Genomic DNA, 24,558 nt, shown 5'->3' on the forward strand with positions numbered 1-24,558 from the left:
GCTACGCCGCCGGGCGCCGGCTCAGAGCCAGCGGAGGTCGGCCAGCCGCGCCCACGGCAGGGTCACGCTCACCTCGGGGGTCTCCCCCGCCAGGCGCGCGGCCACGCTGCCGCCGGCGCAGGCCAGCGGACGGTGCGGGGTGACCACGGCGTGCAGGTCGTCGACGGGCAGGCCGGTGGCCGCGATGCGCGCGCGCAACCGGTCGGGCGCGGCGAGCACGGTGGTGGCCAGCGAGGGCACCACCGGGTGCGACCAGATCGCCACCGGGCCCTCGACCCGCTCCACCAGCTCCACCGAGCCCGAGCGCAGCGCCGCCGCGGCCCGGGTGGCGCGCACCCGGTCGGCACCGGTGCCGGCTCCGGGGCTCCACGGCAGGGCGACGTCGCCGCGGCGGACCACGACCCGCCAGCCGACCGCGGAGCGCACCGCGTCGGCCCAGTCCAGGACGGCGACCCCGGCCGCGGCCGCAGCCGCGTCGGTCACCGGGCGCCGCTCCACCCAGGCGCCCAGGGCGGCGGCCATCGCCTCGGGGGTGGCCGCGACGCCCGCCCGGGTCATGTCGTCGGCGAGCTCCTCGAGGTCGACGCGCAGGGTCCGCTCGTCCTCCTCGACGACGACGACCGAGCCCGCGGCGGTCCGGCGCACCAGCTCCACCCGCAGGTCGGGGCCGGTCATCGACGGCAGCACGGCGGTGGCGACCTCGAGCAGGTCGGCCACCCCGATCCGGGTGGGGCGCAGCCGCTGCAGGAGGCTGGCGGCCCCGCGGCTCCCGAAGCCGGTCATCACGAGTCCCCCGACAGGCGGGCCCGGAGCTCCCCGGGCAGCGCGCACAACGCCAGGACGGCGGTCACCTCGGGCAGGCTGAGGCGGACGGGCAGCACGTCGGCGTCCCAGCCGGTGGCCAGCCGCACGCGGGCGGCGGGGGCCGGCCACACGGCGTCCCGCGCGGCGGCCACGTGCAGCTCGGTGAGGACGTCCTCGAGGTGGATGAGGGCGACCGGGTGCACCCCGGGGGCGCCCAGCGCGGCCCGGACGGCGGCGGCCAGTTCGACGCGGTGCGCGGCGCCGAGCCAGTGCGGCACGAGGACGCCGGAGCCGGTCCCGCCGGCGGGGGCGGCGCTCACCGGGCGCCGTCCCGGACCGGGCGCCGGCCGACCGCACCCCGCGCGACCGCGGGCGCGGTCCGGCGGGTCGGGCTGCACGACGTCACGAGGTGGATATCGGCAGGGCAGCGCCCGGATGGACCCGTTCCAGGCAACCAATCGTCGCGCTGCGGCGGGAGGGCCGGGACGGTCAGTCGACCAGCTCGGCCAGCCGGCCCTTGAGAGCCTTCTCGACCCGGTCGGCGTAGACGTTCATGTTGCGCACCGACGTGTTGAGGTCGGCCGAGAGCTGCGTCTTGGTCTGCCCGCCCCACGTGGTGAGGTACCAGGTCGCCCAGCCGAGCACGTTCGGCTGGCCGGCCCGCTGGTCGGGCCGGGCGTCCGGGTCGGGCGCGCAGGCCGCGGTCAGCGCGTGCGAGAGCAGCGTCTGCTCGGCCTCGCCCATGATCTCGGTCGGGCGCCTCGCCCGAGTCGGGCAGCAGGATCTCGGTGCCGTCGGGACCGCCGTCGAGGGACTGCAGGTTGCGCAGCCCGTTGAGGGTCGCCACCGTCTGCGAGTTGCGCCGGAGGGTCGCCACGCTCTGCCCCATGTAGGCGGCGAGCTCCTTCTCGCTGGGCCGGCGCTGGTGCTCGGCGATGAAGGCGGCGATCGCCTTCTGCTGCTTGTGCTCGGTGTCGGCGGCGGTCCGCCCGTGGGCGTTGCGCCCCAGGTCGTGCACCCACTTGGACAGCTGGGTGGCCAGGAAGGCGCCGAAGGGGACCGACTTGGTCTCGTCGAACTGGCTGACCGCCTTGAGGATCCACTCGTACACCTGCTGGCCCAGGTCGTCCGGGTCGGGCAGGTGCAGCCGGATCGTGCTCATGTTGCGCTGCAGCCGCTTGAGGCTGACCGGGCCGTAGTGCCGGCACAGGTCGGCGAGGAACTCCGGTGGCAGGTCGCGGGGGGCGCGGCGCCGCACGTCGGTCTCCGCGCGCAGCCCGACCGTCGTGCAGCCGCGCCCGGCGCACCAGGCGCGCACCCAGTCGGCGAGCACCGAGGCCGAGCCGCATGCGCCGTCCACGCGGTAGAGCCCGTCGCCTTGGTCGTAGCTGACGGTGACGCCGTCGGGCAGGTCGGCGCGGAACTCGTCGAGGGGCAGCTCGCGGTCGACGCGGAAGTGCACGCGGTCGCGGGGCGTGATGGGCGCGAGCGCCCATCCCTCGGCCTCGGGGAGGCCGCCGAAGACGAGCGGCTGGCGGGTGCGGGCGGGGGCGGAGATGTCGGACACCGGAACTCCTGGGCACTGCGGGGAAGGACAGACCTCGGGGAGAAGGCCTGCGAAGACGCTCGGGAGGCCGGCCGTCAGGCCGGGATGCGCTCCCCCGGGCCGGCGGTCCGCGGGCTCGGGATCGGGGCGGGGTCGGCCGACACCGGCAGGGCCTCGACGACGTCGGCGGCGGTGGCACCGGCGGCCGGCCCGCTCCAGCAGGACGGCGGCGGCGGCGCGCTCGGCCGGGCTGGGCTCGGCGACGTAGACGGGCATGTGGTCGTAGAGCGAGGTGAAGACGGCGCTCACGAAGGCGTACGCCGCCTGGGCCTGCGGGGAGAACTTGGCGACAGCGGTCCGGGGGCCGAGGTCGACACCCACGGTCACGCGGACGACGCGGTCGTCCTTGCTCAGCCCGGAGACGGCGAAGGCGACCTCGTCGTGCTCGGCGGCCAGCGTCGCCAGCGCCGCGAGGCACTTGCGGATCGCGCCGCGGCGGGGCCGCAGCTGCACGTGGACCACCACGGACTCCGGCTCGGCGCCGAGATCGACGTCGGCCTGCGCGTTGGATGCAGTGTGTTGCACGGTGATCGCCCCCTGTCACTTGCTTGGGGGCAAATCTGCCGCATCCCCTCGGCAGCGAAGGGCACAACACTCGCCGTGTCATACGCACGTATGCATCAACACTTCGGCAGAAGTTGCCCGTGTCGCACGCACGAAGGCCCGCTGGGCGGCTCCCTTGGCAGGGTCTGCCGAAGGAACCGCGGCAGACCTGGTCGGTCAGCCCTGCGCGTCCCCAGCCTCCGGCACCGCGTCGGCCGGGGTGGGGACGGGGGCATCCCCTGCTGCGCCGGCTGCGGCCGCCGAGGGGGCGAAGGCGGCCAGCGCGCCGAGCGTGTCGGCGGTGACCTGGGCGGCGAGGAGGTTGGCCTCCGCGATCTGCCGGTAGACCTCCTCGCGGTGGATGGTGACCTCGCGCGGCGCCTTGAAGCCGAGCCGGACGGTGCCACCGCGCACCTCGACGACGTGGACCTCGATGTCGTCGCCGATGCGGATGGTCTCGCCGACGCTGCGGGTGAGTGTGAGCACGTGTACCCCTCCATGGGTGCTGTGTGTGTGGCCGTCCGTGGCGGCCCGGCGGCAGCCGGGCGGCGGCGCGCTGCGCCGCTGGGAGTGTTATCGGCGCATCGGGCGCCGGACCGGATGCGCGGGATCGAGCAGGACGACCTGCCGGGCGCGGGCGGTGAGGGGGCTCACGACCAGCGGTGCCCGGAGGTTGGCGGTGGCCGCGGAGACGTCCCCCGCGGGCACCGTCACCAGGCAGTGCACCTGCGCCTCCGAGACCTCCCCGATGCCGAGTTCGACGCAGGCCGCCCAGGGCAGCTGCGGTGCGTACTCCGGGAAGTATGCGTCCGCCCGGGCGACGAGGAACCGCGGGCCGTCGGGGGCGACCGACTGCAGCCACGACAGGTTCCCCGTGCCGTCGGCCGGGACCAGCACGTAGTCCCGGTGCTCCGGGAAGCCGAGCAGGGGCTCGGTCAGTGTGAGCACCTGCACCGCGGGGACCGGCAGGGCCGGCGCGGCCGCGGGGGCGTGCGGGCGCGCGGCCAGGGCGGCCGGGGTCGGGGCCATCAGCGCAGGTAGTCCATGAGCGTGGGCGAGATCGACTTCGCGGTCGCGGCGAGCGCGGCCTCGTAGCCCATCTGGCGCATCTGCACGTCCATGATCGTCTTGGGCAGGTCGATGTCCTCGGCCGCGCCCAGCTGGGCCCGGAGGGTCAGCTGCCGGTCCAGGTTGACCTGCTCGGCCTGCTCCAGCCGCGACGCGCGGGCGCCGATGTCGGCGATCGCTCCCTGCATCGTCCCGAAGACGGCGTCCAGGTCCTCCAGGTGGCCCTGGAGCGCCGAGGGGTCGGCCACCAGGTCGGTGGCGATCCGGCCGACGACGGCGAACAGGTCGTCGCTGCCGGCGCCGAAGGCCTCGGGGCCGGTCAGGTCGACCCGCAGCAGCTCGCTGTCGGAGACCCGGCGGAGCACCTCGGCGCCGCCGTTGCCGATGTAGGCACCGGTCGGGTCGTAGGCGTTCTGGCCGGCGGTCACGCCCCCGAAGAGCGGGCGGCCCATGACCTTGGTGTTGGCCATGCTGAGCAGCCCGTCGCGCAGCGACGCGACCTCGATGGCCAGCGCCTCCTGGCTCGCGGGCGAGCTCGCCGCGTTGGAGCCCTGGACGGTGAGGTTCCGGACGCGCTTGACCACGTCCATCATCTCCATGAGCGTGGAGCCGCCCTGCTCCAGCCACGCCTTTGCGTCGGTGACGTTGCGCGACTGCTGGTTGACCGAGGCCTGCTGGGCGCGCGTCTGCATCGCCGTGTTGGTCCCGGTGGGCGAGTCCGAGGGACGGCTGATCGCCTTGCCCGAGGTGAGCTGCTGCTGCAGCTTGCCCAAGGCCTCGAGGTTGCTGTTGAGGCCCTGCAGGCTGGTGAGCGTGACGGCACGCTGGGTGATGCGCACTCAGATCACAGCCCCACGCGGCCGGTGCGGTTGATCAGCACGTCGAGCATCTCGTCGATCGTGCTGACCAGCCGGCCGGCGGCGGAGTACGCGTGCTGGTACGAGAGCATGTTGGTCATCTCCTCGTCGAGGTTGACGCCGGCGACCGAGTCGCGGGAGGCGTCCACCTGGGTCGTGATGACCCGCTGGATCTCCAGTCCGCGGTTGGCCACCGCGGCCTCGACCCCGAGCTGCACCACGAGCTTGCGGTAGGTGGCGTCCGGGCCGCCGGCCTTGTTGCGCAGCTGCGCGATCTCGTCGGCCTTGCTGCTGTCGGTGTTCGGGCCACCCGCCAGTCCGGAGGCGGCGATCAGCGCCGGGTCGGTGAACGCCAGCTCGATGGTCGCCGCCGTGATCGGCCCGCCGTCGGAGGACCGGAACACGTCGCCGCCGGGGTTCCCGAGCTTGTCGTAGGCGTTGTCGGTGTGCACCCCGTTGACGGCGGCGGCGATCGCCCCCGCCAGCTGGTCGAGGTCGGTCTGGTAGTTCGGGAAGACGCCGTTGAGCGCGGTCAGCTGACCACCGGCGGTCCCGTCCGGGTTCACCGTGTGACCACCGACGGCGGTGACCACGCGCACCTTGTCCGTGGCGGTGCCGGCCATGTCGAGGCTGCCGGCGACGGCGAGCTTCGAGGCGCTCGGACCACCGACGAGCGTCACGCCGCCGACGATGACGTCGAGCATGCCGTCCTTGGCCTGGCGGACGGTCGCGCCCGCCTGGTCGGCGAGCTTCATCACCAGGACGTCGCGCTGGTCCACGAGGGCGTTGACCGGCAGGCCGGTCTGGTTGCCGCGCTGGATCGCCTGGTTCAGGTCGGCGATCGAGGCCGCGGCGGCGTTGACGTCGTCCACCAGGACGGTCAGGTTCCCCCGCGTCTGCGTCCACTGCGCGTCCAGCGAGGCCGACGCGAAGTGCAGGCCGCCGACCAGCGCCGTCATCTGCTGGATGACCTGGACGCGGGCGGCGTCGGTCTCCGGGCTGTTGGCCACGGCCTCCCAGCCGTCCCACACGTCGGCGAGCAGGGCCTGGATGCCGTTGCTTCCGGGCTCCCGGAACGCCGTCTCCACCTGCTCCAGCGACGCGGCCTCGGCGCTGAGGCGGGCGAAGTTGGCGTGCTCGGTGTGCCCGCGGCCCTCGAGGAAGACGTCGCGGATGCGGGTGACCTGGTCGACGGACACGCCGCCGCCGATGCCGTCGCCGACCGAGTAGAACGCGGGGACCGCGCTGCCGCCGATGGCCTGCATCTCGGCCCGCTGGCGGCTGTAGCCGTCGGTGTTGACGTTCGCGATGTTCTGGCCGACGACGTCGAGCGCGCGGCGCTGCGCCCAGAGCGCCGTGGTGGCCGAGTTGAGCGCGGCGAAGCTCCCGCTCACAGCGCGCCGTCCAGGGTGACCGCGCGGTGGCTGCCGTCGTCGTGCCGGCCGCTGGCGCCGTACGTGCCGGCCGCCGCGCGGGTCTGCACCAGGGCGTCCCCGATGGCGGCCAGGCCGCCCTCGATGAGCTCGCGGTTGGCGTCGGACAGGCTGCGCAGGTCGGTGATGAGCACCAGCAGCGCCTCGTGGTGCTTGCCGAACAGGTCGTTCCAGGGGGCGGGCGCGGCTTCCGCGACCTGCTTCAGCGACGGGTTGGCCCCCAGGCCCAGCCGGCCGGCGATGGTCTCGGTGGCCGCGGCGCGCTCCACCTCCAGGGTGCGCAGCTGGTCCAGCACGACCTCGATCTCGTGCGCGATGCGCGCCAGCCAGCGGGTCTTACCCGTGACGATCAGGTACTGCTTCTCCTCGGCCTTGAACAGCAGCAGGTCCAGGAGCTCCTGCTCCCGCCACAGCAACGTCGACAGGTGCTGGTAGTCCACGCGTCCACCGCCTCTCCGTCACTCGCCCGGGCGCCGTCCACCCGGTCGACGCGTCCTCGTTGCAGGAGGCTTCGGCACCCCCGGGAGCCCCCTCAAGCCGAAGCGCGGAGCGAAGTGCTCAAGTCGAGACCGAAAGTTGCCGATGGGCGGTGCCACAGCGGCCCCGGTCCGCCGAGAAGGAGGACGTGAGCCCAGCCCGTGCCCTTGCGTCCGAGCGCCCTCTGCGCGAGCGGGTCCCGCGTGAGCGGCCCGCGGCCGGGCGGATCCCGCACCCGTCCCGGAACCCCGGCGCCCAGCGCAGCCAGGCCGACGTCGACGCCCTGGTCACCGAGCACCTGCCGCTGGCCGCGTTCGCCGTCAACGCCGTCGCGGCCCGCATCTCGCTGCCCGCGCACGTGAGCCGGGACGACCTGGTCTCCTGCGCGCACGTCGCGCTCGTCGAGGTCGCCAGGCGCTTCGACCCGGCCGCCGGCGCCTCGTTCGCGACCTACGCCCTGGCCCGCCTGCAGGGCGCCGTCCTCGACGAGCTGCGCTCGGGCGACTGGGCGAGCCGCTCGGTGCGCGCGGCCGCCCGTCGCACCGAGGCGGCCGCCGACGCGCTGGCCGTCTCGCTCGGCCGGCCCCCGACACGGGAGGAGCTCGCCGCCGCGCTCGGTGTCCCGCGCAGCGAGCTGGACAGCCTCCAGGTGGACGTCCACCGCGCCGTGATGGTGAGCATCGACGCCGAGACCGGTCAGGACGGCGGATCGCTGGACCTGCCCGACACCGGCGAGTCCCCCGAACGCGCCCTGCTGCGCGGGGAGCGCGCCCGCTACCTCCACGAGGCGATCCGCGCGCTGCCCGATCGGCTGGACGAGGTCATCGAGCGGAACTTCTTCGGTGACGAATCCCTGACCGACATCGCCGAGGACCTCGGGGTCACCCTCTCCCGCGTCTCGCAGATGCGGGCCCGTGCCCTCACGCTCCTGCACGCCGCGATGAGCGAGGTCTGGGACGGCCGCGCGGTCCAGGCCGACGGCGGCGTGCGCGCCCGCAACCAGCAGCGCAGCTACGTCGACCGGGTCGCCGGCCGGCAGCCGGCGGCCGTGCCCGGCCCCCGGAACCCCTGGGCCGGGGTGGCCCGACCGGCCTGACCCCGCCCGACCCACCCGGCCCGACCCGGCCACGATCAGGGAACCTGATCGTGGCGCTACCTCCCTCACGGTGGACGGTGAGGGAGGTAGCTGCGCGGTGAGGGAGGACGGCCCCGCGGGGCGCTAGCTGTACTGACCAGAGACGTTGGTCGAGGAGCTGTGACGACGGGATCTGAGTAGAGGTCTTGTTCGGGGAGGACCTCCGGGCGTGGAGTGGAGCTGCTGAAGGCACCCATTCCACGAGTCACCGGAGGTCCTCGTGCTCCACGCTAATGCCGCCTTGACCCCGCGCCAGCGTCTGCGGATGGCCCAGCTGATCGTCGAGGACAACTGGCCCAAGGTTCGGGCCGCGGAGTTGTTCGGAGTGGCGTGGACGACCGCGGATCGGTGGGCCGAGCGGTATCGAACGCTGGGTGCCGCCGGCATGGTCGATCGCTCCAGCCGTCCGCGCACCAGCCCCACCAAGACCGCCCCGGAGACGACGAAGCGGATCGTGTCGCTGCGGCTGCGCAAGCGGTGGGGCGCGGTCCGGATCGCCGCGGAAACCGGCGTGGCGGCCTCGACCACCGGGGCGGTGCTGCGCCGCTGCGGCCTCAGTCGGCTGTCTCGTATCGAGCGTCGCGAGCACCAGGTGGTGCGCTACGAGCACGCCGCTCCCGGCGATCTACTGCACGCCGACGTGAAGAAGCTGGGCAACATCCCCGCCGGCGGCGGCTGGCGCTTCCTCGGCCGCGAACAAGGCAAGGCCAACCGCACCGCCGATGGCGGCCGCGCCCGCAGCCGCCACGGGCAGCCGCTGATGCGCCACGGCTTCATCCACGTCGTGCTCGACGACCACACCCGGCTGGCCTACGCCGAGATCCACAACGACGAACTCGGGGCCACCGCCACCGCGGTGCTGCGCCGCGCGGTGAACTGGTTCGCCGACCGGGGCGTGACCGCCCGCGGCGTGCTCACCGACAACGGAGGCTGCTACCGCAGCCGCGACTGGGCGGCCGCCTGCGCCCAGCTCAACATCACCCCAAAACGGACCCGGCCCTACCGCCCGCAGACCAACGGAAAGGTCGAACGCTTCAACCGCACCATGACCAGCGAATGGGCCTTCGCTCAGCTCTTCACCAGCGAAGCCGACCGCCGCGCCGCCTTTCCTGCTTGGCTACACGGCTACAACCCACCATCGGCCCCACACCGGCATCGGCGGCCACCCACCCATCAGCCGCTTGACCAACCTGCCCGGTCAGTACAGCTAGCGCGCGAGGAGCGCCCGGTCGCCGTCGGACCACAGCGCGGAGGCGAGGAACTCCTCCACCACGGCCAGCGAGTCGGGCGTGAAGGTGAGCTCCTCGCCGATCGCGAGCCCGGCCACGTCGGGGGCCTCGGCCTCCAGGCACAGGTCCCCGCAGGTCTCGGTGTCCTGGCCGACCGAGGCGAGGACCGACCGGAGCCGGTCGATGCTGGCGGCCCCGGTGCCGTCGTCCCCCTGCACCGGCGGCAGGCTGACGCGCAGCCGGGGGTGCGCCACGGCGAGCTCGGCCAGCCGCGCCGTCCACGCCTCGTGCCGCTCCCACTCGGCGGCGACCCGCACCGAGAGGGTGGGCCGGTGCGCGGCCGCGACCGAGAGGTCGTAGCGCATCCGCCGGTCGAACCGGTCGGCGATCGGCCCGCTGAACATCTCCGGCGCCAGCGTGCCGTCGGCCGGCAGCATGGGGGCGGTCAGGGGCAGCAGCCGTGCTCCGTACTCCGGGCTCTCGATCCGCACCGGGTACTCGTCCAGGTCGGCCGGGGCGGTGGCGCGGGCGCGGGCGTACAGGTCCTCGAGCGCGGCGTCCCACCCCGGACCGGCGTTGGTGCCGCGCACCTGCTGCTGGGCGTGCGCCGCCCGGCTGCGCCGGAGCTCGGGATCGCCGACCAGCTCGCCGAGGGCGCCCAGGTACTCCTCGTCGGTGCGCCCGACGTGACCGGGGCCGGCCGCGCCGGGGATCTGGGCGTAGTAGACGTCCCCGTACGGCACGTCCCGGTGCAGGCTCAGCGGGGGCAGCCCGGCCATCGCCGCCTCGAGCAGCGACGTCCCACCGCTCACCGGGAAGGAGTCCAGGTAGACGTCCATCGCGGGGAACAGCGACTCCGGGTCGGGGATGACACCCAGGGCGAACACGCGCCCAGGGAACCGCCCGGCCAGCAGCTCCCACGGTCCGGCCGGCGAGGGCCCGACCAGGTAGACGACCAGCTCCGGGAACCGCTCCAGCGCGCGGGCGAGGACCTCGTCGAAGCCCTCCCCCCAGATGGCCGACATCTTGTACGCGCTGCCCACGGTGAGCGCGGCCACCTGGTCCTCCAGGCCCAGCGCCTCCCGCATCTGCGCGCGGGACGTCGGGGGCGCCACGTCCGGGATCGGCAGCGGCAGCCGGGCGCGGCGCCCGACCGGGACGCCGCGGAGGTCGCCGGTCACCCGCAGGGCGCCGGCGCGGTTGTCCACGACCAGGTCGGCGCAGCCGAGACCGAGCCAGAAGGTGTGGTCGGCGTGGTTCTCCAGGAGGACCGGCGGTCGCCGGCCCGGCAGGTTCGCCGCGGCGAGCGCGATCGGGTCCGACGGGTGGGTGTGCAGCACGACCAGGTCGGCGTCGTCCATCTGCCGGCGGAGCGCGTGCGCCCGCCCGGTGAACGCGTGGTGGACCTCGGCCAGGTCGAGGACCCGTCCCCCGGTGCCCTCGACGGCTGCCCGCAGGGTGTCGGGCACCGGCCCCGCCTGGTTGGTCAGGACGACGTCGGAGCGACGGGGGTCCCGCGCGATCCAGCGCGCCGCCAGCCGGGTGTGCCCGCCCACGCCGTAGCCCTCGGTGAGGACGTGCAGCACCCGGCGGCGGTCACGCTGCCCGTCGACCTCCGGCGCGGGCGCTCCGGCGCGGGCGGTCGACACCACCAGGCGCTCCAGGACCGGGTCGCCCAGCAGCCCGACCGGGGCGTGCCAGGGCAGGTTGCCGGCCATCGTCGCGGTCAGGAGCACCCGCTCGAGGTCGCCCTGCCCGGCGTACGCGGCGGCCACCTCGACGAGGCGGTCGTAGTGCTCCCGGTGAATGGCGATCCGCTGCTGCCCGGTGCCGGGGAGCCCGCTCGGCGTGCGCATCGCGGCCTCAGGCACCGATCCGGGCACTGCCGACGCGGTTGTCCAGCGCCTGCCGCCACGCCTGCGCCCACAGCGGCGCGGTGTGCTCGGTGAGGTGCTCGGCGAGCACGACCTCGCGGTTGCGCACGGCCATCTCCCGCCGGCGGTCCGGGTCGTCGATCGCCTTGGCGATCTGGTCGGCCCAGTCCCGGGGCCGCTTGGCCCGGATGCCGAGGCCGAAGCGCTCGTAGTCCGGCGTGTTCGCGCGGATCGGGAAGACCCCGCGGGCGGCGTACTCGAGCGGCTTGAGCCAGCTCTTGGCCTCGTTGAAGCGGTCGTGGCGCAGCGGGGCGATCCCGACGTCGAACAGCTCCCCCATGGCCGTGAGGTACTCGTCGACGTCGTCCTTCCAGGGCACCTCCACCGGGTCCTCGCGCAGGTACAGCCGCTGGCGGGCGTCCATCGCCTGCCCGAGGATCATGAACCGGCTGGCTCCGCGGGCGCGGTCGAGCCCCTGCTGGAGCCCTGACTCCATGGTCTGCAGGTCGTAGGGGTGGCCACCGACCGAGCCGGTCCAGCCGACGGTCACCGTCTCCGGGTCCCGGTCGTAGGCGGGCGGGAGCTCGGCGATCCGGCGCGGCACGGCGTTGGGCACGACGGCACCGCGACCGTGCCGGGCGTACTCCGCCAGCAGGGCAGGGGTGGTGACGGTGACGAGGTCGGCCTCCCGGGCGCAGGCCGAGGCCCACTGGGCGACGTTGAAGTGCTGGATGGTCGCGTACGAGAGGTGACCGAAGGCCAGCCCGCTCATCAGGTCGTCCATCTCGACCACGACGGCGACGCCCTGCGCCTGGAGCAGGCGGATCATCTCCAGCGCCGCCTTGGTCTTGGGCAGCTGGAACACGACGACGTCGGCGCCCTTGGCGTCCACGGAGGTGACGGAGGACGACTCGTCGTCGGCGGGCCCGTCCATGGTGGTGGCCAGCCCGTAGGTCACCTCGACCTCGATCCCGAGGCCCCCCTCGGCGACGGCGCGGGCCGGCTCGGCCGCGCGGTAGTAGAGCGACCCCGGGAAACGGGTCGTGGACAGCAGAACCTTCATGGCCGGCGGGAGTCCTTCCGGGTCCGGGGATGCGGCGCCCCGCCGGCCCGGGTGCGGCACACCCCGGCGGGTCGGGCGACGACCCCCTCAGGAGCCGCCGCCTCCCCCATCGGCAGTCCGCGCGGGAGGAGGCACCGCGCCGGCCCGCTGCGCCGCCGCCGTCCTGCTGTGGTCCGGAACACGGTCGGGTGAAACGGCCGGAAAATTTCCGGGTTCGGGTCAAGGAACCGCCCGCACCCGCCGTAGACCCTCATGCAACACACCGCCAGCACGGATGCCAGCGGAGTCACGGCAAGACCCCAGTCCAAGGAGGAACATCATGGGTCTCAGCGTCAACACCAACATCGCGGCGATGAACGCGTACCGCAATCTGTCCAACACGGACAACTCGCTCAACAAGTCGCTGGAGAAGCTCTCCTCGGGCTACCGGATCAACCGCGCCGCCGACGACGCGGCCGGTCTGGCCATCTCCGAGGGCCTGCGCTCGCAGATCGGTGGCCTCAAGGTCGCCATCCGCAACACGCAGGACGGCGTCTCCGTCGTGCAGACCGCTGAAGGTGCGCTCACCGAGACGCACGCCATCCTGCAGCGCATGCGCGACCTGGCGGTCCAGTCGTCGAACGGCAGCAACGACGCCGACTCGCGGTCGGCCCTCAACTCCGAGGCCACCGCGCTCAAGGCCGAGCTGACCCGCATCGCCGACAAGACCACCTTCAACAACGTGAAGCTGCTCGACGGCAGCTTCTCGGCCAAGGACTTCCAGGTCGGCTACGCCGCTGGTGACACCATCGCGGTGGCCATCAAGGGCGCTTCCGCCGGCTCGGGCTTCTCGTCGGCCCACCTGGGTGTCTCCGGTGTGGACCTGAGCAGCGCGTCGGGTGCCTCGGCCGCGATCGGCCTGCTGGACACCGCCATCAAGACGGTCAGCACCTCGCGTGCCGACCTGGGTGCCCTGCAGAACCGCTTCGAGCACACCATCAAGAACCTCAGCGTGACCCAGGAGAACCTGTCGGCGTCGGAGTCCCGCATCCGCGACACCGACATGGCCCAGGAGATGACCAACTTCTCCCGGAACCAGATCCTGAGCCAGGCCGGCACCTCGATGCTCGCGCAGGCCAACTCGGCCTCGCAGAACATCCTGAAGCTGCTGGGCTGATCCTCGGGGATCTCCTGAGCAACACCTCGCACCACCGGTGAGGGGGGAGGCCCGCGGTCTCCCCCCTCACCGCGTTCGACCCGCACCCGACCGAAGGAGGCGCCGTGGCAGGCATGAGCATCGGTGGACTGGCCTCCGGTCTGGACACCGCGGGCATCGTCGACCAGCTGATCGCGGTCGAGGGCAACCAGCAGACGCTGCTCAAGCAGCGCCTCTCGGCCACGCAGTCGCAGGCGGCCGCGTTCCGCGCGATCAACACCCGCTTCGACGGCCTGCGCGCCGCGGCGGAGGCCCTCACCAAGCCTGCTGCCTGGACGTCGGTGAAGGCCGCCAGCTCGTCGACCTCGGTGACCGCGACCACGCTCAGCGGGGCCGTCGCCGGCTCGATCAGCTTCTCCGTGGACCAGGTGGCCCGCGCCCACTCGCTGGTCAGCGCCACGACGTGGACGGCGACCGGCACCCAGACCGCGACCGACCTCGACTTCGGCGCCACCTCCCTCGACCTCGTCGTCGGCGGCGTGACCACGTCGGTCGCCCTCGACCGCGACGGCAGCGGGACGGCCACGCTGGCCGAGGCCGCCGCCGCCATCAACGCCGCCGGCCTGGGCGTCACCGCGACCGCCGTGAAGGTCTCCGACACCGGCTACCGGCTGGCGATCACGTCCACGACGACGGGTGACGCCTCCGCGTTCACCGCGACCGGCTTCACCACCGCGACGCAGGGCCGCAACGCCCAGATCACCGTCGGCGACGCCGCCACCGGCTACAGCATGACGTCGGCGACCAACACCTTCAGCGACCTCGTCCCGGGGCACGACGATCACCGTCACCAAGCCCGAGACCGCCGTGACCGTCGACGTCACCCCCGACCCGGCCGCCGTCGCCGCGAAGGTCGAATCCCTGGTCTCCGCGGTCAACGGCCTGCTGGACAGCATCAAGTCCTACACCGACGCCGGCAGCAGCGCGGCCGCGCTCAAGGGCAACGCCACGCTGCGGCAGCTGGGCACCCAGGTCCTCGACGTCCTCGCGTTCGCCGTCGGCGGGGACGGCTCCGCGTCCCAGATCGGCCTCCAGCTCTCCAAGGACGGCCGCTACGTCTTCGACAAGACCGTCTTCACCGACAAGCTGACCTCGGACCCCGCGCTGGCCCAGCGGATGTTCAGCGCCACCACCCCGACGGCCGGCCCGGACGGCGACCTCGCCACCACCGCGGACAACGGGACCAGCCCGGTCGGGATCGCGGCCAAGCTGCTGAGCCTGGCCAAGTCCGCCAACGACTCCACGATCGGCTCGCTGACCGTCCTGGCCCAGGGGGCCGACTCGCGAGCCAAGGACCTGCAGGACAGCATCGATGCCTGGGACCGCCGCCTCGAGCTGCGCCGGGCCACGCTGACCCGGCAGTTCACCGCCATGGAGACCGCCCTGAGCACGATGCAGAACCAGGCGAACTGGCTCACCGCGCAGCTCGGCTCGCTCGCGGGCAACACCAAGAAGGACTAGGCCCCGCTCCACCCCTCGGGCCGCGGCCGCGAGCGCCCGGCCCCTCCCACCCCTCCCTCGTACTAGGAGTCGATCCCGATGAGCCACGCAGCCCTGCGTGCCCGCTATCTCGGTGACTCGGTCGCCACCGCCTCCCCGCAGCAGCTGCTGGTCATGCTGTACGACCGGCTGGCCCTCGACCTCCAGCGCGCCCAGGAGGCGGTCGCCGCCGGGAACCGCACCGAGGCCGTCGAGCAGCTGCAGCACGCGCAGGAGATCGTGCTGGAGCTCCTGGCCAGCCTCCGCGTCGACGTCTGGGAGGGCGGCCCCCGGCTGGCCGCGCTCTACGACTGGCTGATCCGCGAGCTGTCCCAGGCGGCGATCCGGCTGGACACGAACCGGATCGCCTCCTGCCGCCAGGTCGTCGAGCCGCTGCGCGACGCGTGGTCCCAGGCCGCGGCGTCCCTGGCCGGCACCCCGGCATGACCGGCGTGAGCCCGGTCGGCGGCTCGGCCACCGCCGGCAACGGGTTCGCCCACCACCCCTCCGCCGAGACCCGCCACCCCGGCACGCGGGGCCGCGAGCAGCGCCGCACCCCGCGGGACTGGCAGGAGGCCCTCGACGAGATCGAGGGCGACGTGCTCGACAGCGAGGAGCTCCTGGCCCGCGGCCGCGCCGCGGAGATCGCCACCTGGGGCCGCCGCGCCGAGGACTGGATCCCGCCGACCCACCTCGGTCCCCTGCCCGACGACCTGCGCGAGCGGGCCGCCCGGCTGCTGCAGCACCAGCTCGCCGTCGCCGAGCAGCTGGCCGAGCGGGTCACCCAGTCGCAGAAGCAGCGCGACGTCGCCGCCCGCATGTCCTACGGCCCGGCCCGGCCCGTCGCGTCCTACATCGACCGCGGGGTCTAGCCCACCTCCGCCACCCCGCTCTCCCCAGCCCCGTCCCCGGCACCGCCGGCGGCGGGGTTCTCTGCTCTTCCACGGAAGAGCAGCGCGCTCTTCCGCCGAAGAGCCGGTCCCGGGGCGCAGGACACGAGGAGGTCACCGCCCGCCCCATCCGCCTCCGGTCCCCCACCCGGCCTCCGTCGCCCCACGAGGACCACACCCACGGTCACCCGGCAGTCACGCCCTGCCGATGACCGGAAGGCACGGAGAGCAAGCCCTTTCGCCACGGATCGGCGGACCACGCACTCGTTCGCGAGTGCTCCTTCCGCGTACCCCGGAGGTCGAACGTGTCCTGCTGTCTCCGTCGGCGATCCCAGCCGTGATCGGCGGAATCACCCCCGCCGCGCTGCACGCCACCCTGTCGGGCCTGGCCCAGCGCCAGCGGGTGACCGCCGACAACATCGCCAACATCAACACGCCGGGATTCCTCGCCGGCCGCGTCGACTTCGAGTCGGCGCTCGGTGGCGCCCTGCGCAACGGCGAGACGCCCGCCATCAACGGCGGCACGACGGCGCGCTCGCTGGAGCCGACGAACACCAACGGCAACAACGTGAACCTGGATGCGGAGACGCTCATCGCCACCGAGACAGGCCTGCGGTACCAGCTGGCGCTCAACGCCCTGGACGGCAAGTACAACACCATCCGCGTCGCCCTCAGGACCTCGTGATGTCCCTCTTCGGCACGTTCGGCATCTCCGGCTCCGGCCTGATGGCGCACCGCAAGTGGCTCGACGCCGTCTCGGACAACATCGCCAACGTCAACACCGTGCGGCGCACGGACGAGGACGCGTTCCAGCAGCGGATGGTCGTCGCCGAGGCGGTCGGCTACGGCACCGGCGAGGGCGGTGTCCGCGTCGCGCGCGCGGAGTTCGGCAACGCCGAGGGCCGCCTCGTCTACTCGCCGGACCACCCGCTGGCCGACGCCGAGGGCTACGTGAAGTACCCGGACATCGACCTCGGCGACCAGATGTCGCAGATGATCATGGCGCAGCGCGGCTACCAGGCGAACCTCGCCGTGGTCGAGCGCGCGACCGCCGCCTACCAGGCCGCTCTCCAGCTCGGGAAGGGCTGATCATGACCTTCCCCATCGGGGCCCTCACCGGCCTCGGCGCGCCCGCAGGTGTCGGCGGCGTCGCCGGCCTCGACTCGACGGCCGCGGTCCAGAGCGCGAACGGCGACGCCTTCGCGTCGGTCCTGGCCTCGTCCTTCGACCAGCTGCAGGCCGTCCAGGCGAACGCCGACGGCCTGGCCGCCCAGGCCGCCACCGGCGAGCTCAAGGACGTGCACGACTACATGATCGCCCGCAACGAGGCCTCGCTGGCCGTCGAGATGGTCGTGGGCATCAAGAACGCCGCCGTCAGCGCCTTCAACGACATCATGAGGATGCCCATCTGATGAAGTCGGCCCTCGCCGGCACGCTGGAGCGTGCCCGCTCCGCGTTCGCCTCGGTCAGCCTGGGGCAGAAGGTCGTCATCGGCCTCCTGCTCGCCGGGCTGCTCCTCGGCGGCTTCTTCTTCTCGACCTGGATCACCGCGCCCACCAAGGCGCCGCTGTTCTCCAACCTGGCCACCAGCGACGCCGCGGCGATCGTCGAGGAGCTCAACGCCGCCGGCGTCACCTACGAGCTCACCGACGGCGGGCAGACGATCCTGGTCGCCAAGGACGCGGTGTACGACCTGCGCCTGCAGATGAGCGGCAAGGGGCTGCCCTCGGGGTCGGACACCGGCTACGCGCTGCTCGACGAGCAGGGCATCACCAGCAGCGAGTTCCAGCAGCAGGTCACGTACAAGCGGGCGATCGAGGGCGAGCTCTCGCGGACGCTGGAGGCCCTGGACGGCGTCAACCAGGCCATCGTGAGCGTCGCCCTGCCCAAGGACGAGGTCTTCGTGACCGAGCAGGCCGAGCCCACCGCGGCGGTGCTGCTCGACCTGGCCCCCGGGACCACCCTCTCCGGCGAGCAGATCCAGGCCGTCACCAACCTGGTCTCCGCGAGCGTCGAGAGCATGGCGCCGGACCAGGTGACGGTCACCGACACGACCGGCCAGGTGCTCTCCTCCCCCGGCACGGGCATCACCGCGGCCGCCGGCGACGCCCGCTCGCAGGTGGAGCTGGAGTACCAGAACCGCCTGGCCGCCAACGCGCAGCGGATCCTGGACACCGTCCTCGGCCCGAACCGGTCGGTCGTCTCCGTCCGCGCCGACGTGGACCTGGACAAGCGCGACACCACCTCGAAGACCTTCACCTACGACGAGGGCACGCCGCCGGTGTCCGAGCGGCGCGACGTCGAGGAGTACAGCGGCTCCGGCGGCGCGATCGTGGGCGGCGTCCTCGGCCCGGAGAACATGCCCGACGCCGCGGACAACACCGGCGGCGGGGACTCCAGCTACACCAAGGAGTCCACGACCTCGAACAACGCCGTCGGCGAGACCACCGAGGTCGTCCAGGGCGCCCCCGGCGGCCTGAACCGGCTCACCGTGTCGGTGGTCATGGACCAGGCGGTCGCCGGCAACCTGCCGCAGGCCCAGCTCCAGGCGCTGGTCGGCAACGCGGTCGGGCTCGACGAGGCCCGCGGTGACGCGATCACCGTCGCCGCGATGCCCTTCGACACCGCCGCCGCGGACGCGGCCGCCGCCGACATGGAGGCCGCCCGCGAGGCCGAGGCCGCCGCGGCGATGTGGTCGATGATCCGCACCGGGGGCATCGCCGCCGGCATCGCGCTGCTCGTGCTCGTGGTCTGGCTCCGCTCGCGCAAGCGCGGCGACGTCGAGGAGGACTACGAGCCCCTCGAGCTCAGCGACGACATGCTCGCCGAGCTCGACCGCATCCGGATCGAGAGCACCCGCGAGGCGCCGGTGATCGACAACCGGGCCGCCGAGCTCGAGGCCGCCGAGCGCCAGCGGGTCCGCAGCGACATCTCCACCATGATCACCGAACGTCCCGACGAGGTCGCGGCGATGCTGCGCGGCTGGTTGACGGAGAACAAGGCATGACGCTCGCCGGGATGGACCAGCTCCTGAACGCCGGCACGGCGGCCAACCTGCCGGCCGTGCCCTCCGCTCCGCCGCGCCCGGAGCTGCCCGGCCTGCGCAAGGCCGCGGTCTTCCTCGCCCAGATGAGCAAGGAGGAGGCCGGCGTCCTGCTGTCCAAGCTGCGGCCGCGCGAGGTCGAGTCGCTGACCCGCGAGCTGATGCGGCTGGGCTCGGTGGAGGTCGAGGACGTCGACGGCGTCCTGAACGAGTTCCACAGCCTGATGAGCGCGCAGCACTTCATCGGCCGCGGCGGCGTCGACTTCGCCCGCGAGATCCTCGCCGCCGGCCTGGGCGAGGACAAGGCGGAGGGCATCCTCTCCCGCCTCAACGTCGTCTACACCGAGGTGCCCTTCGCCTCGCTGCGGAACGCCGACGTGCGCCAGCTCGTCACCTTCCTCAAGGACGAGCACGCGCAGATCATCGCCCTGGTGCTCGCGCACCTGCCCGCCGCACAGTCGGCGGAGGTGCTGTCGGGGTTCGCCCCCGAGCAGCAGGCGGAGGTCGCGCACCGCATCGCCACGATGGACCGCACCTCGCCGGAGATGGTCCGCCTCGTCGAGGAGGAGCTCGGCCGCCGGATGGGCTCGATCCTGGCCCACCAGGACATGTCCACCGCCGGTGGTGTCGAGGCCCTGGTCGAGATCATCAACCGCTCGCCGCGGCCCACCGAGCGCTCGATCCTCGAGTGGCTGGACAACACCGACCCGGAGCTCGCCGACGAGGTCCGCTCGCAGATGTTCGTCTTCGAGGACATCGTCACGATCGACGACCGCTCCATGCAGCTGGTGCTGCGCGAGGTGGAGGCCAACGACCTGGCCACCGCGCTCAAGGGCGTGCGGCCCGACGTCCGCGACAAGATCCAGCGCAACCTCTCCGAGCGCGCCGCCGAGAACCTCTCCGAGGAGATCGAGATGCTCGGCCCGGTCCGCACCCGCACCGTCGAGGAGGCCCAGGCCAAGGTCGTCGGCGTCATCCGGACGCTCGAGGAGCAGGGCGTGCTCACCATCTCGCGCGGCGGCGACGACGAGTTCGTCTCGTGAGCCAGGCCCCCGTGGACTCCCTGCCCGTCGTCCTCCGCTCGGCGGAGGCGGCGGGCCCGCCCGCTCCGCGGGTCCCGCGCGAGGGCGCGGTGCTGCGCGGCGGTGCCGCCGCCACCGCCCGGCCCTACCGGCAGCCGTCCGGCGACGAGACCCCCGCGATCCCCCCGCAGCCCTCCCCGCTCGAGCGGCGCCGGACGGTCCGCCGCGCGGAGGACCAGCCCGTCGTCGCCGGCGGCCGGCCGACGGTCCGGCTCGGCGAGGTCTACGCCGACGAGCTCGAGCGGCTGCGCCGGCAGGCGCACGCCGAGGGCTTCGCGGCCGGCCACGCCGAGGGGCTGACCGCCGCGGCGGACGTCGTCGCCCAGGCCGAGCGCGACGCCGAGCAGCGGCTGGCCGCGACCCAGGAGCGCTGGGAGCGGCGGATGGCCTCGGCCACCGCGGCGCTCGGCGCCGCCGCCGCCCGGCTGGACGAGGCCGGCGTCCCGACCGCCGACGACGTGCGGGAGACCGTGCTGGCCACCGTGCTCACGCTGGTCGAGGACCTGCTGGGCCGGGAGCTCGCGATCGCCGACTCCCCCGCCCTGGACGCCGTCCGCCGGGCGCTCACGCTCTGCCCCGCCGACGCGCCGGCGGTCGTCCGGGTGCACCCCGACGACCTCGCCGAGCTGCCCGACGACGCCCTGGCCGACCTCCCCGCCAGCGTGCGCGTCGTCGGCGACCCGGCCGTCGAGCGCGCCGGCGCCGTCGCCGAGAGCGGGTCCCGCCGCATCGACGCCCAGCTCGCGGCCGCGCTCGAGCGCGTCCAGGCGGTGCTGTCCTCGTGACCTCGGTCCTCCCCACCACGCTGCTCACCCGCGCCCGCGCCGCCGCCCGCCCCCAGGTGACCGGCGTGGTCACCGGCGCGATGGGCCTGACGCTCACCGTCGAGGGCGTCGTCGCCGCCGTCGGCGACCTGGTCGAGATCGACCCGGGCACCCGCCCGCTGCTGGCCGAGGTGGTCGCCGTGGGCAACGGGCGGCTCACCTGCATGCCGCTGGGCACGCTGTCCGGCGTCGTCGCGGGCGCCCCCGTCCGTGCCACCGGCCTGCCCCTGCAGGTGCCGGTCGGCGAGGCGCTGCTCGGCCGCGTCCTCGACGGCCTCGGCCGGCCGGTCGACGGCGGCCCGCCCCTGGCGGCGCGCGTCTCCTGGGTCGACCTGGCCAGCGAGACGCCGCACGCGCTGGCCCGCACCCGCGTGCAGGAGCCGCTCACCTTCGGCGTCCGGGCGCTGGACACCCTCGTCCCCTGCGGCAAGGGGCAGCGCCTGGGCATCTTCGCCGGCTCCGGCGTCGGCAAGTCCAGCCTCCTCGCCCAGATCACCCGCGGCACCGACGCCGACGTGCGCGTCATCGGCCTCATCGGCGAGCGCGGGCGCGAGGTCCGCGAGTTCATCGAGGAGAACCTCGGCCCCGAGGGCATGGCGCGCACCGTCGTCGTCGTCGCCACCTCGGACGAACCGCCGCTGGTGCGGCTCAAGGCCGCCTTCGTCGCGACCCGCATCGCCGAGGCCTTCCGCGACCAGGGCCGCGACGTCCTGCTGCTCATGGACTCGATCACCCGCACCGCCATGGCGCAGCGCGAAGTGGGGCTGTCGGCGGGCGAGCCGCCGGCCACCCGCGGCTACCCGCCGAGCGTCTTCGCGATGATGCCGCAGCTGCTGGAGAAGGCCGGCACCGGCGCGACCGGCTCGATCACCGGTCTCTACACCGTGCTGGTGGAGGGCGACGACCACAACGAGCCGATCGCCGACACCGCGCGCTCCATCCTCGACGGGCACGTCGTGCTCACCCGCAAGCTGGCGACCGTCGGGCACTTCCCGGCGATCGACGTGCTGGAGTCGATCTCCCGCGTCGCGAGCGCGGTCGTGCCGCCGGCCCTGATGACCGACGCGCGGGAGATCCGCCGGCTCATGGGCGCGCTGCGGGACGTCCGGGAGCTGATCGAGATCGGCGCCTACCAGGCGGGCAGCGACCCGCTGGTGGACCGCGCCCGCGCACTCGCGCCCCAGATCGAGGCGTTCCTCCAGCAGCCGATGGGCGAGTCGACGCCGACGCCCGAGGCGTGGGCCTGGCTGCAGCGGATCGTCCGGTCGTGAAGCAGGCACCCTTCCGCCTCCAGCCGGTGCTCGAGCTGCGCCGCACCGAGGAGCGCGCCGCCGCGGTGGCCTCGGCCCGCGCGGCGCAGTCCGCCCTCGAGGCCGCGGAGCGCGCGGAGCTCCACGAGACGACGCTGGCCGCGGCCGTCCTGCCCCGCTCCCTCCCGGCCGGTGACTTCACGGCCGCGATGACGCTGCTGCGGATCGCCGCCACGGACGCCTCCGACGCCCGGGCCGCGGCGATCGCGTCGGCCCAGCAGGCCGAGGCCGTCCGCGCCGAGTGGACGGCGGCCGCGCAGCGCACCAAGGCGCTCGAACGGCTGCGGGAGCGGCACAGGGAGGCCCAGGCCCGCGCCGCGGCGGCCGCCGAGGAGCGCGCCGTCGACGACCTGGTGACCGGACGGGCCGGCCGGCCCACGACCGAGGAGCTGCCGTGGACGGGCTGAGCGCGGTGCAGGCGCGGATCAGCGAGATCCAGACGCGCTTCGCCCCGCAGATCCGCCCCACCACGACCGGCTGGGCGTCGGCGGCCGCGTCCGCCGGCCTCACCGGCACGGCGGCGACCTCCGGCAGCTCCGCCCCGGCCGCCGCCGGCACCGCCTCCGAGACCGCGGTCGTCACCGAGGCCGGCAAGTACCTCGGCGTCCCCTACCTGTGGGGCGGCACCGACCCGGCGAAGGGGCTGGACTGCTCCGGCCTGGTGCAGCTGGTCTACGGCAACCTCGGCATCGACCTGCCCCGCACCGCCTCGCAGCAGGCCACCAGCGGCACCGCGGTCGCCTCGCTCGCCGCCGCGCGGCCGGGCGACCTGGTCTTCTTCGACCACTCGTCCGCGCGCGCCGGGATCGACCACGTCGGCATCTACGTCGGCAACGGCAAGATGATCGCCGCCCCGCAGGCCGGCGAGGTGGTGAAGCTGCAGGACGTCGGCACCCCGACGTCCATCCGGCGGGTCCTGCCCTCGGCCGCGACGGGCACCGCGGCCACCGGCTCGGCGGCGGGCGTCGCCGGTGTCCCGTACGCCAACCTCTTCTCCGCCGCCGCGGGCCGCCACGGCGTCGACGCCGCGCTGCTGGCCGCGATGGCCTCGACCGAGTCGGGCTTCGACCCGACCGCGGTCTCCCCCGCCGGCGCGCAGGGGCTCATGCAGTTCATGCCCGCCACCGCGGCCGGCCTCGGGGTCAACGCGCTCGACCCGGCCTCCGCCGTCGACGGCGCGGCCCGGTACCTGAAGAGCCTCACCGGTCAGTTCGGCTCCACCGAGCTGGCGCTGGCGGCCTACAACGCGGGCCCGGGGACGGTCAGCCGCTACGGCGGCATCCCGCCCTACCCCGAGACCCAGAACTACGTCCGCACGGTGATGAGCAAGGCGGAGGCCTACCGATGAGTGCTCCAGTCCTGCCCGCGGCTCCGGCCGCCCGGGCCCCGTCGACCGGCGCCACGACCGAGGCCGGGGCGGCCGGCAGCGCGACGCCCTTCGCCTCCGCGCTGGACGGTGCGCTGGCCGAGGGCCGCGCCGCGGTAGGCGACGGCACCACCGGCGAGGACGAGTCGCAGGACCCCGGGACGACGGCCGGGCCTGCGATCCCGGGCGCCGTCGCCGCCGAGGTGACCGCTGCCGCAGGCCTCCCGGCCGCGCTCTGGGCCCTCGCCCTCCCCACCCCGCAGACCGCCGGCCAGCCCGGGGTCGCCCCCGGCCCGGACGCGGCTGCCGCCGCCGTCGGGGAGGTCGTCGGCACCGCGGCCGCCGCCGGCGCCCCGGGCCTCCCGGCCGGTGCGGGCGTCACTCCTGCCGGCGTCCCGACCGGGTCCGTCCCCGTCCCCGCCCTGCCCGTCGACCTCGTCGTCGCCCCGGGGCAGGGCGACGTCGACCCGACGACGCCGGGCACCGCCGCGGGCCCGACCGCTGCACCCGCCGCCGCGACCGCCGTCGGCGCCGCCGCGCTCGTGGGCGCTGCGGGCGCCGCCCCGACGCCGACGACCACCGCCCCCGTCGCGCCCACCGGCGCCACCGTTCCCGCCCCGGCGGGGATGCCGGTTCCCGCGGCCTCCTCGCCCGCCGGCGCGGGCACCGGCGGACCCGGCGGTCAGGACGCCGGTGGCTCCGCTCCCCCGGCCGGTGCCGCCGAGCCGGTCCCCTCCGGCGTGCCCCTGACGGGACCGGCGTCGCCGGCGGCCGCCCTCGCGGCTCCCGGCGCCGCCGCCACCGGGGACGCGGCGAGCCTGCCGGTCGCCGGCCAGGTCGCCCGGCACGTGGCGGTGCTCCGCGGCGCACCGGACGGCTCGCACACGATGACCCTGGTCCTCACCCCGGAGACGCTGGGCCCGGTCGAGGTCTCGGTCACCGTCTCGAAGGGGACGGTCGACCTGGTGCTCCGCGGGGCGCACGAGCACGGCCGGGTCGCGCTGCTCGACGCCCTGCCCGACCTCCGGCGCGACCTCGAGTCCGCCGGGCTCACCACCTCCCGGCTCGAGGTCGCCAAGGACAACGGCGGGGCCTGGCTGGACCGGCACGCCGCCGGCCAGCAGGCCCAGCAGGGCTCCGGGGACCGCGCGGGGCAGCAGGGTCCTGCCGACGGACGGTCACGACCCTGGCTGCGGGCTGCCGATAGCGGAGAGACCAGGACCGTCCCGACCACCGGATCGCCGTCGTCGGGCGTCGACGTCCGCGTCTGAACAGGAGAG

The 24,558-nt window shown here is 74.3% G+C and carries 24 protein-coding genes and 3 pseudogenes; 17 read left to right on the forward strand and 10 right to left on the reverse strand.

Annotation, left to right across the window (positions count from 1 at the left end; all coding sequences use genetic code 11):
• Positions 1 to 21: 21 nt before the first annotated feature.
• The 8 genes and pseudogenes from JKP76_RS01290 to JKP76_RS01325 form a co-directional block, all read right to left on the reverse strand.
• Positions 22 to 783, reverse strand: coding sequence for a hypothetical protein (locus JKP76_RS01290; protein ID WP_200489243.1), 762 nt, complete (start codon positions 781 to 783; stop codon positions 22 to 24).
• Positions 783 to 1,124, reverse strand: coding sequence for a hypothetical protein (locus JKP76_RS01295; protein WP_200489244.1), 342 nt, complete (start codon positions 1,122 to 1,124; stop codon positions 783 to 785). The genes JKP76_RS01290 and JKP76_RS01295 overlap by 1 nt, the downstream gene beginning before the upstream one ends.
• Complete coding sequence (locus JKP76_RS19930) at positions 1,121 to 2,935, reverse strand: hypothetical protein (RefSeq protein ID WP_242471142.1); 1,815 nt, start codon at positions 2,933 to 2,935, stop codon at positions 1,121 to 1,123. Before JKP76_RS19930 ends, JKP76_RS01295 begins: the two co-directional genes overlap by 4 nt.
• 351 nt (positions 2,936 to 3,286) lie before the next feature.
• A pseudogene (gene csrA / locus JKP76_RS23750) lies at positions 3,287 to 3,439 on the reverse strand (carbon storage regulator CsrA); the annotation flags it as partial.
• Between the two features lie 87 nt (positions 3,440 to 3,526).
• Positions 3,527 to 3,982 (reverse strand): flagellar assembly protein FliW, encoded by a 456-nt coding sequence (gene fliW / locus JKP76_RS01310; RefSeq protein WP_200489246.1) that lies wholly within the window; start codon positions 3,980 to 3,982, stop codon positions 3,527 to 3,529.
• The gene (flgL, locus tag JKP76_RS01315; RefSeq protein ID WP_200489247.1) at positions 3,982 to 4,860 is read right to left on the reverse strand and encodes a flagellar hook-associated protein FlgL; all 879 of its coding nucleotides are present in this window, start codon (positions 4,858 to 4,860) and stop codon (positions 3,982 to 3,984) included. The genes fliW and flgL overlap by 1 nt, the downstream gene beginning before the upstream one ends.
• Positions 4,861 to 4,865: 5 nt before the next feature.
• Positions 4,866 to 6,272 (reverse strand): flagellar hook-associated protein FlgK, encoded by a 1,407-nt coding sequence (gene flgK / locus JKP76_RS01320; RefSeq protein WP_200489248.1) that lies wholly within the window; start codon positions 6,270 to 6,272, stop codon positions 4,866 to 4,868.
• Positions 6,269 to 6,751: a flagellar protein FlgN gene (locus JKP76_RS01325; protein WP_200489249.1), complete on the reverse strand. Its 483-nt coding sequence runs from the start codon at positions 6,749 to 6,751 to the stop codon at positions 6,269 to 6,271. Before JKP76_RS01325 ends, flgK begins: the two co-directional genes overlap by 4 nt.
• Positions 6,752 to 6,936: 185 nt before the next feature.
• Between JKP76_RS01325 and JKP76_RS01330 the strand changes: the two genes are divergently transcribed.
• Both JKP76_RS01330 and JKP76_RS01335 read left to right on the forward strand, forming a co-directional pair.
• Complete coding sequence (locus JKP76_RS01330) at positions 6,937 to 7,884, forward strand: sigma-70 family RNA polymerase sigma factor (protein ID WP_200489250.1); 948 nt, start codon at positions 6,937 to 6,939, stop codon at positions 7,882 to 7,884.
• Between the two features lie 259 nt (positions 7,885 to 8,143).
• Positions 8,144 to 9,134 (forward strand): annotated as a pseudogene (locus tag JKP76_RS01335) (IS481 family transposase).
• Here JKP76_RS01335 and JKP76_RS01340 read toward each other — a convergent pair.
• Together JKP76_RS01340 and JKP76_RS01345 are read right to left on the reverse strand one after the other, a co-directional pair.
• Positions 9,131 to 11,023 (reverse strand): hypothetical protein, encoded by a 1,893-nt coding sequence (locus JKP76_RS01340; RefSeq protein ID WP_200489251.1) that lies wholly within the window; start codon positions 11,021 to 11,023, stop codon positions 9,131 to 9,133. The pseudogene JKP76_RS01335 and the gene JKP76_RS01340 overlap by 4 nt on opposite strands.
• Entirely contained in the window at positions 11,016 to 12,089 is a 1,074-nt protein-coding gene (locus JKP76_RS01345) for a glycosyltransferase (protein ID WP_200489252.1), read from the reverse strand. Before JKP76_RS01345 ends, JKP76_RS01340 begins: the two co-directional genes overlap by 8 nt.
• A gap of 319 nt (positions 12,090 to 12,408) precedes the next feature.
• Between JKP76_RS01345 and JKP76_RS01350 the strand changes: the two genes are divergently transcribed.
• From JKP76_RS01350 to JKP76_RS01420, 15 genes and pseudogenes are all read left to right on the forward strand, one after another.
• The gene (locus JKP76_RS01350) at positions 12,409 to 13,245 is read left to right on the forward strand and encodes a flagellin (protein ID WP_200489253.1); all 837 of its coding nucleotides are present in this window, start codon (positions 12,409 to 12,411) and stop codon (positions 13,243 to 13,245) included.
• A 113-nt stretch (positions 13,246 to 13,358) separates the two neighbouring features.
• Positions 13,359 to 13,856: pseudogene (locus tag JKP76_RS23755) on the forward strand (flagellar cap protein FliD N-terminal domain-containing protein); the annotation flags it as partial.
• 208 nt (positions 13,857 to 14,064) lie between these two features.
• Positions 14,065 to 14,745: a flagellar filament capping protein FliD gene (fliD, locus tag JKP76_RS01360; protein WP_309232946.1), complete on the forward strand. Its 681-nt coding sequence runs from the start codon at positions 14,065 to 14,067 to the stop codon at positions 14,743 to 14,745.
• A gap of 78 nt (positions 14,746 to 14,823) precedes the next feature.
• Positions 14,824 to 15,210 (forward strand): flagellar export chaperone FliS, encoded by a 387-nt coding sequence (gene fliS, locus JKP76_RS01365; protein ID WP_200489255.1) that lies wholly within the window; start codon positions 14,824 to 14,826, stop codon positions 15,208 to 15,210.
• Positions 15,207 to 15,635 carry a hypothetical protein gene (locus JKP76_RS01370; RefSeq protein ID WP_200489256.1) on the forward strand — a complete coding sequence of 143 codons (429 nt, stop codon included), beginning with the start codon at positions 15,207 to 15,209 and terminating at the stop codon, positions 15,633 to 15,635. Before fliS ends, JKP76_RS01370 begins: the two co-directional genes overlap by 4 nt.
• Positions 15,636 to 15,990: 355 nt before the next feature.
• Positions 15,991 to 16,338 carry a flagellar basal body rod protein FlgB gene (locus JKP76_RS19940; RefSeq protein WP_200489257.1) on the forward strand — a complete coding sequence of 116 codons (348 nt, stop codon included), beginning with the start codon at positions 15,991 to 15,993 and terminating at the stop codon, positions 16,336 to 16,338.
• Positions 16,338 to 16,742, forward strand: coding sequence for a flagellar basal body rod protein FlgC (flgC, locus tag JKP76_RS01380; RefSeq protein ID WP_200489258.1), 405 nt, complete (start codon positions 16,338 to 16,340; stop codon positions 16,740 to 16,742). Before JKP76_RS19940 ends, flgC begins: the two co-directional genes overlap by 1 nt.
• A 2-nt stretch (positions 16,743 to 16,744) precedes the next feature.
• Positions 16,745 to 17,065 (forward strand): flagellar hook-basal body complex protein FliE, encoded by a 321-nt coding sequence (gene fliE, locus JKP76_RS01385; RefSeq protein WP_200489259.1) that lies wholly within the window; start codon positions 16,745 to 16,747, stop codon positions 17,063 to 17,065.
• Positions 17,065 to 18,660, forward strand: coding sequence for a flagellar basal-body MS-ring/collar protein FliF (fliF, locus tag JKP76_RS01390; protein WP_200489260.1), 1,596 nt, complete (start codon positions 17,065 to 17,067; stop codon positions 18,658 to 18,660). Before fliE ends, fliF begins: the two co-directional genes overlap by 1 nt.
• A gap of 11 nt (positions 18,661 to 18,671) precedes the next feature.
• Positions 18,672 to 19,739 carry a flagellar motor switch protein FliG gene (gene fliG / locus JKP76_RS01395; protein ID WP_242471143.1) on the forward strand — a complete coding sequence of 356 codons (1,068 nt, stop codon included), beginning with the start codon at positions 18,672 to 18,674 and terminating at the stop codon, positions 19,737 to 19,739.
• A complete protein-coding gene (locus JKP76_RS01400) occupies positions 19,736 to 20,563 on the forward strand; it encodes a FliH/SctL family protein (protein ID WP_309229462.1) in 828 nt (275 codons plus the stop codon). The genes fliG and JKP76_RS01400 overlap by 4 nt, the downstream gene beginning before the upstream one ends.
• Positions 20,560 to 21,873: a FliI/YscN family ATPase gene (locus JKP76_RS01405; RefSeq protein WP_200489262.1), complete on the forward strand. Its 1,314-nt coding sequence runs from the start codon at positions 20,560 to 20,562 to the stop codon at positions 21,871 to 21,873. The genes JKP76_RS01400 and JKP76_RS01405 overlap by 4 nt, the downstream gene beginning before the upstream one ends.
• Positions 21,870 to 22,319, forward strand: a complete 450-nt coding sequence (locus JKP76_RS01410; RefSeq protein ID WP_200489263.1) for a flagellar export protein FliJ — start codon at positions 21,870 to 21,872, stop codon at positions 22,317 to 22,319. Before JKP76_RS01405 ends, JKP76_RS01410 begins: the two co-directional genes overlap by 4 nt.
• Positions 22,307 to 23,260: a transglycosylase SLT domain-containing protein gene (locus JKP76_RS01415; protein ID WP_200489264.1), complete on the forward strand. Its 954-nt coding sequence runs from the start codon at positions 22,307 to 22,309 to the stop codon at positions 23,258 to 23,260. The genes JKP76_RS01410 and JKP76_RS01415 overlap by 13 nt, the downstream gene beginning before the upstream one ends.
• The gene (locus tag JKP76_RS01420) at positions 23,257 to 24,549 is read left to right on the forward strand and encodes a flagellar hook-length control protein FliK (protein WP_200489265.1); all 1,293 of its coding nucleotides are present in this window, start codon (positions 23,257 to 23,259) and stop codon (positions 24,547 to 24,549) included. The genes JKP76_RS01415 and JKP76_RS01420 overlap by 4 nt, the downstream gene beginning before the upstream one ends.
• Positions 24,550 to 24,558: the final 9 nt, after the last annotated feature.

The organism is Blastococcus sp. TML/C7B, from assembly GCF_016612845.1.
Lineage (GTDB): Bacteria > Actinomycetota > Actinomycetes > Mycobacteriales > Geodermatophilaceae > Blastococcus.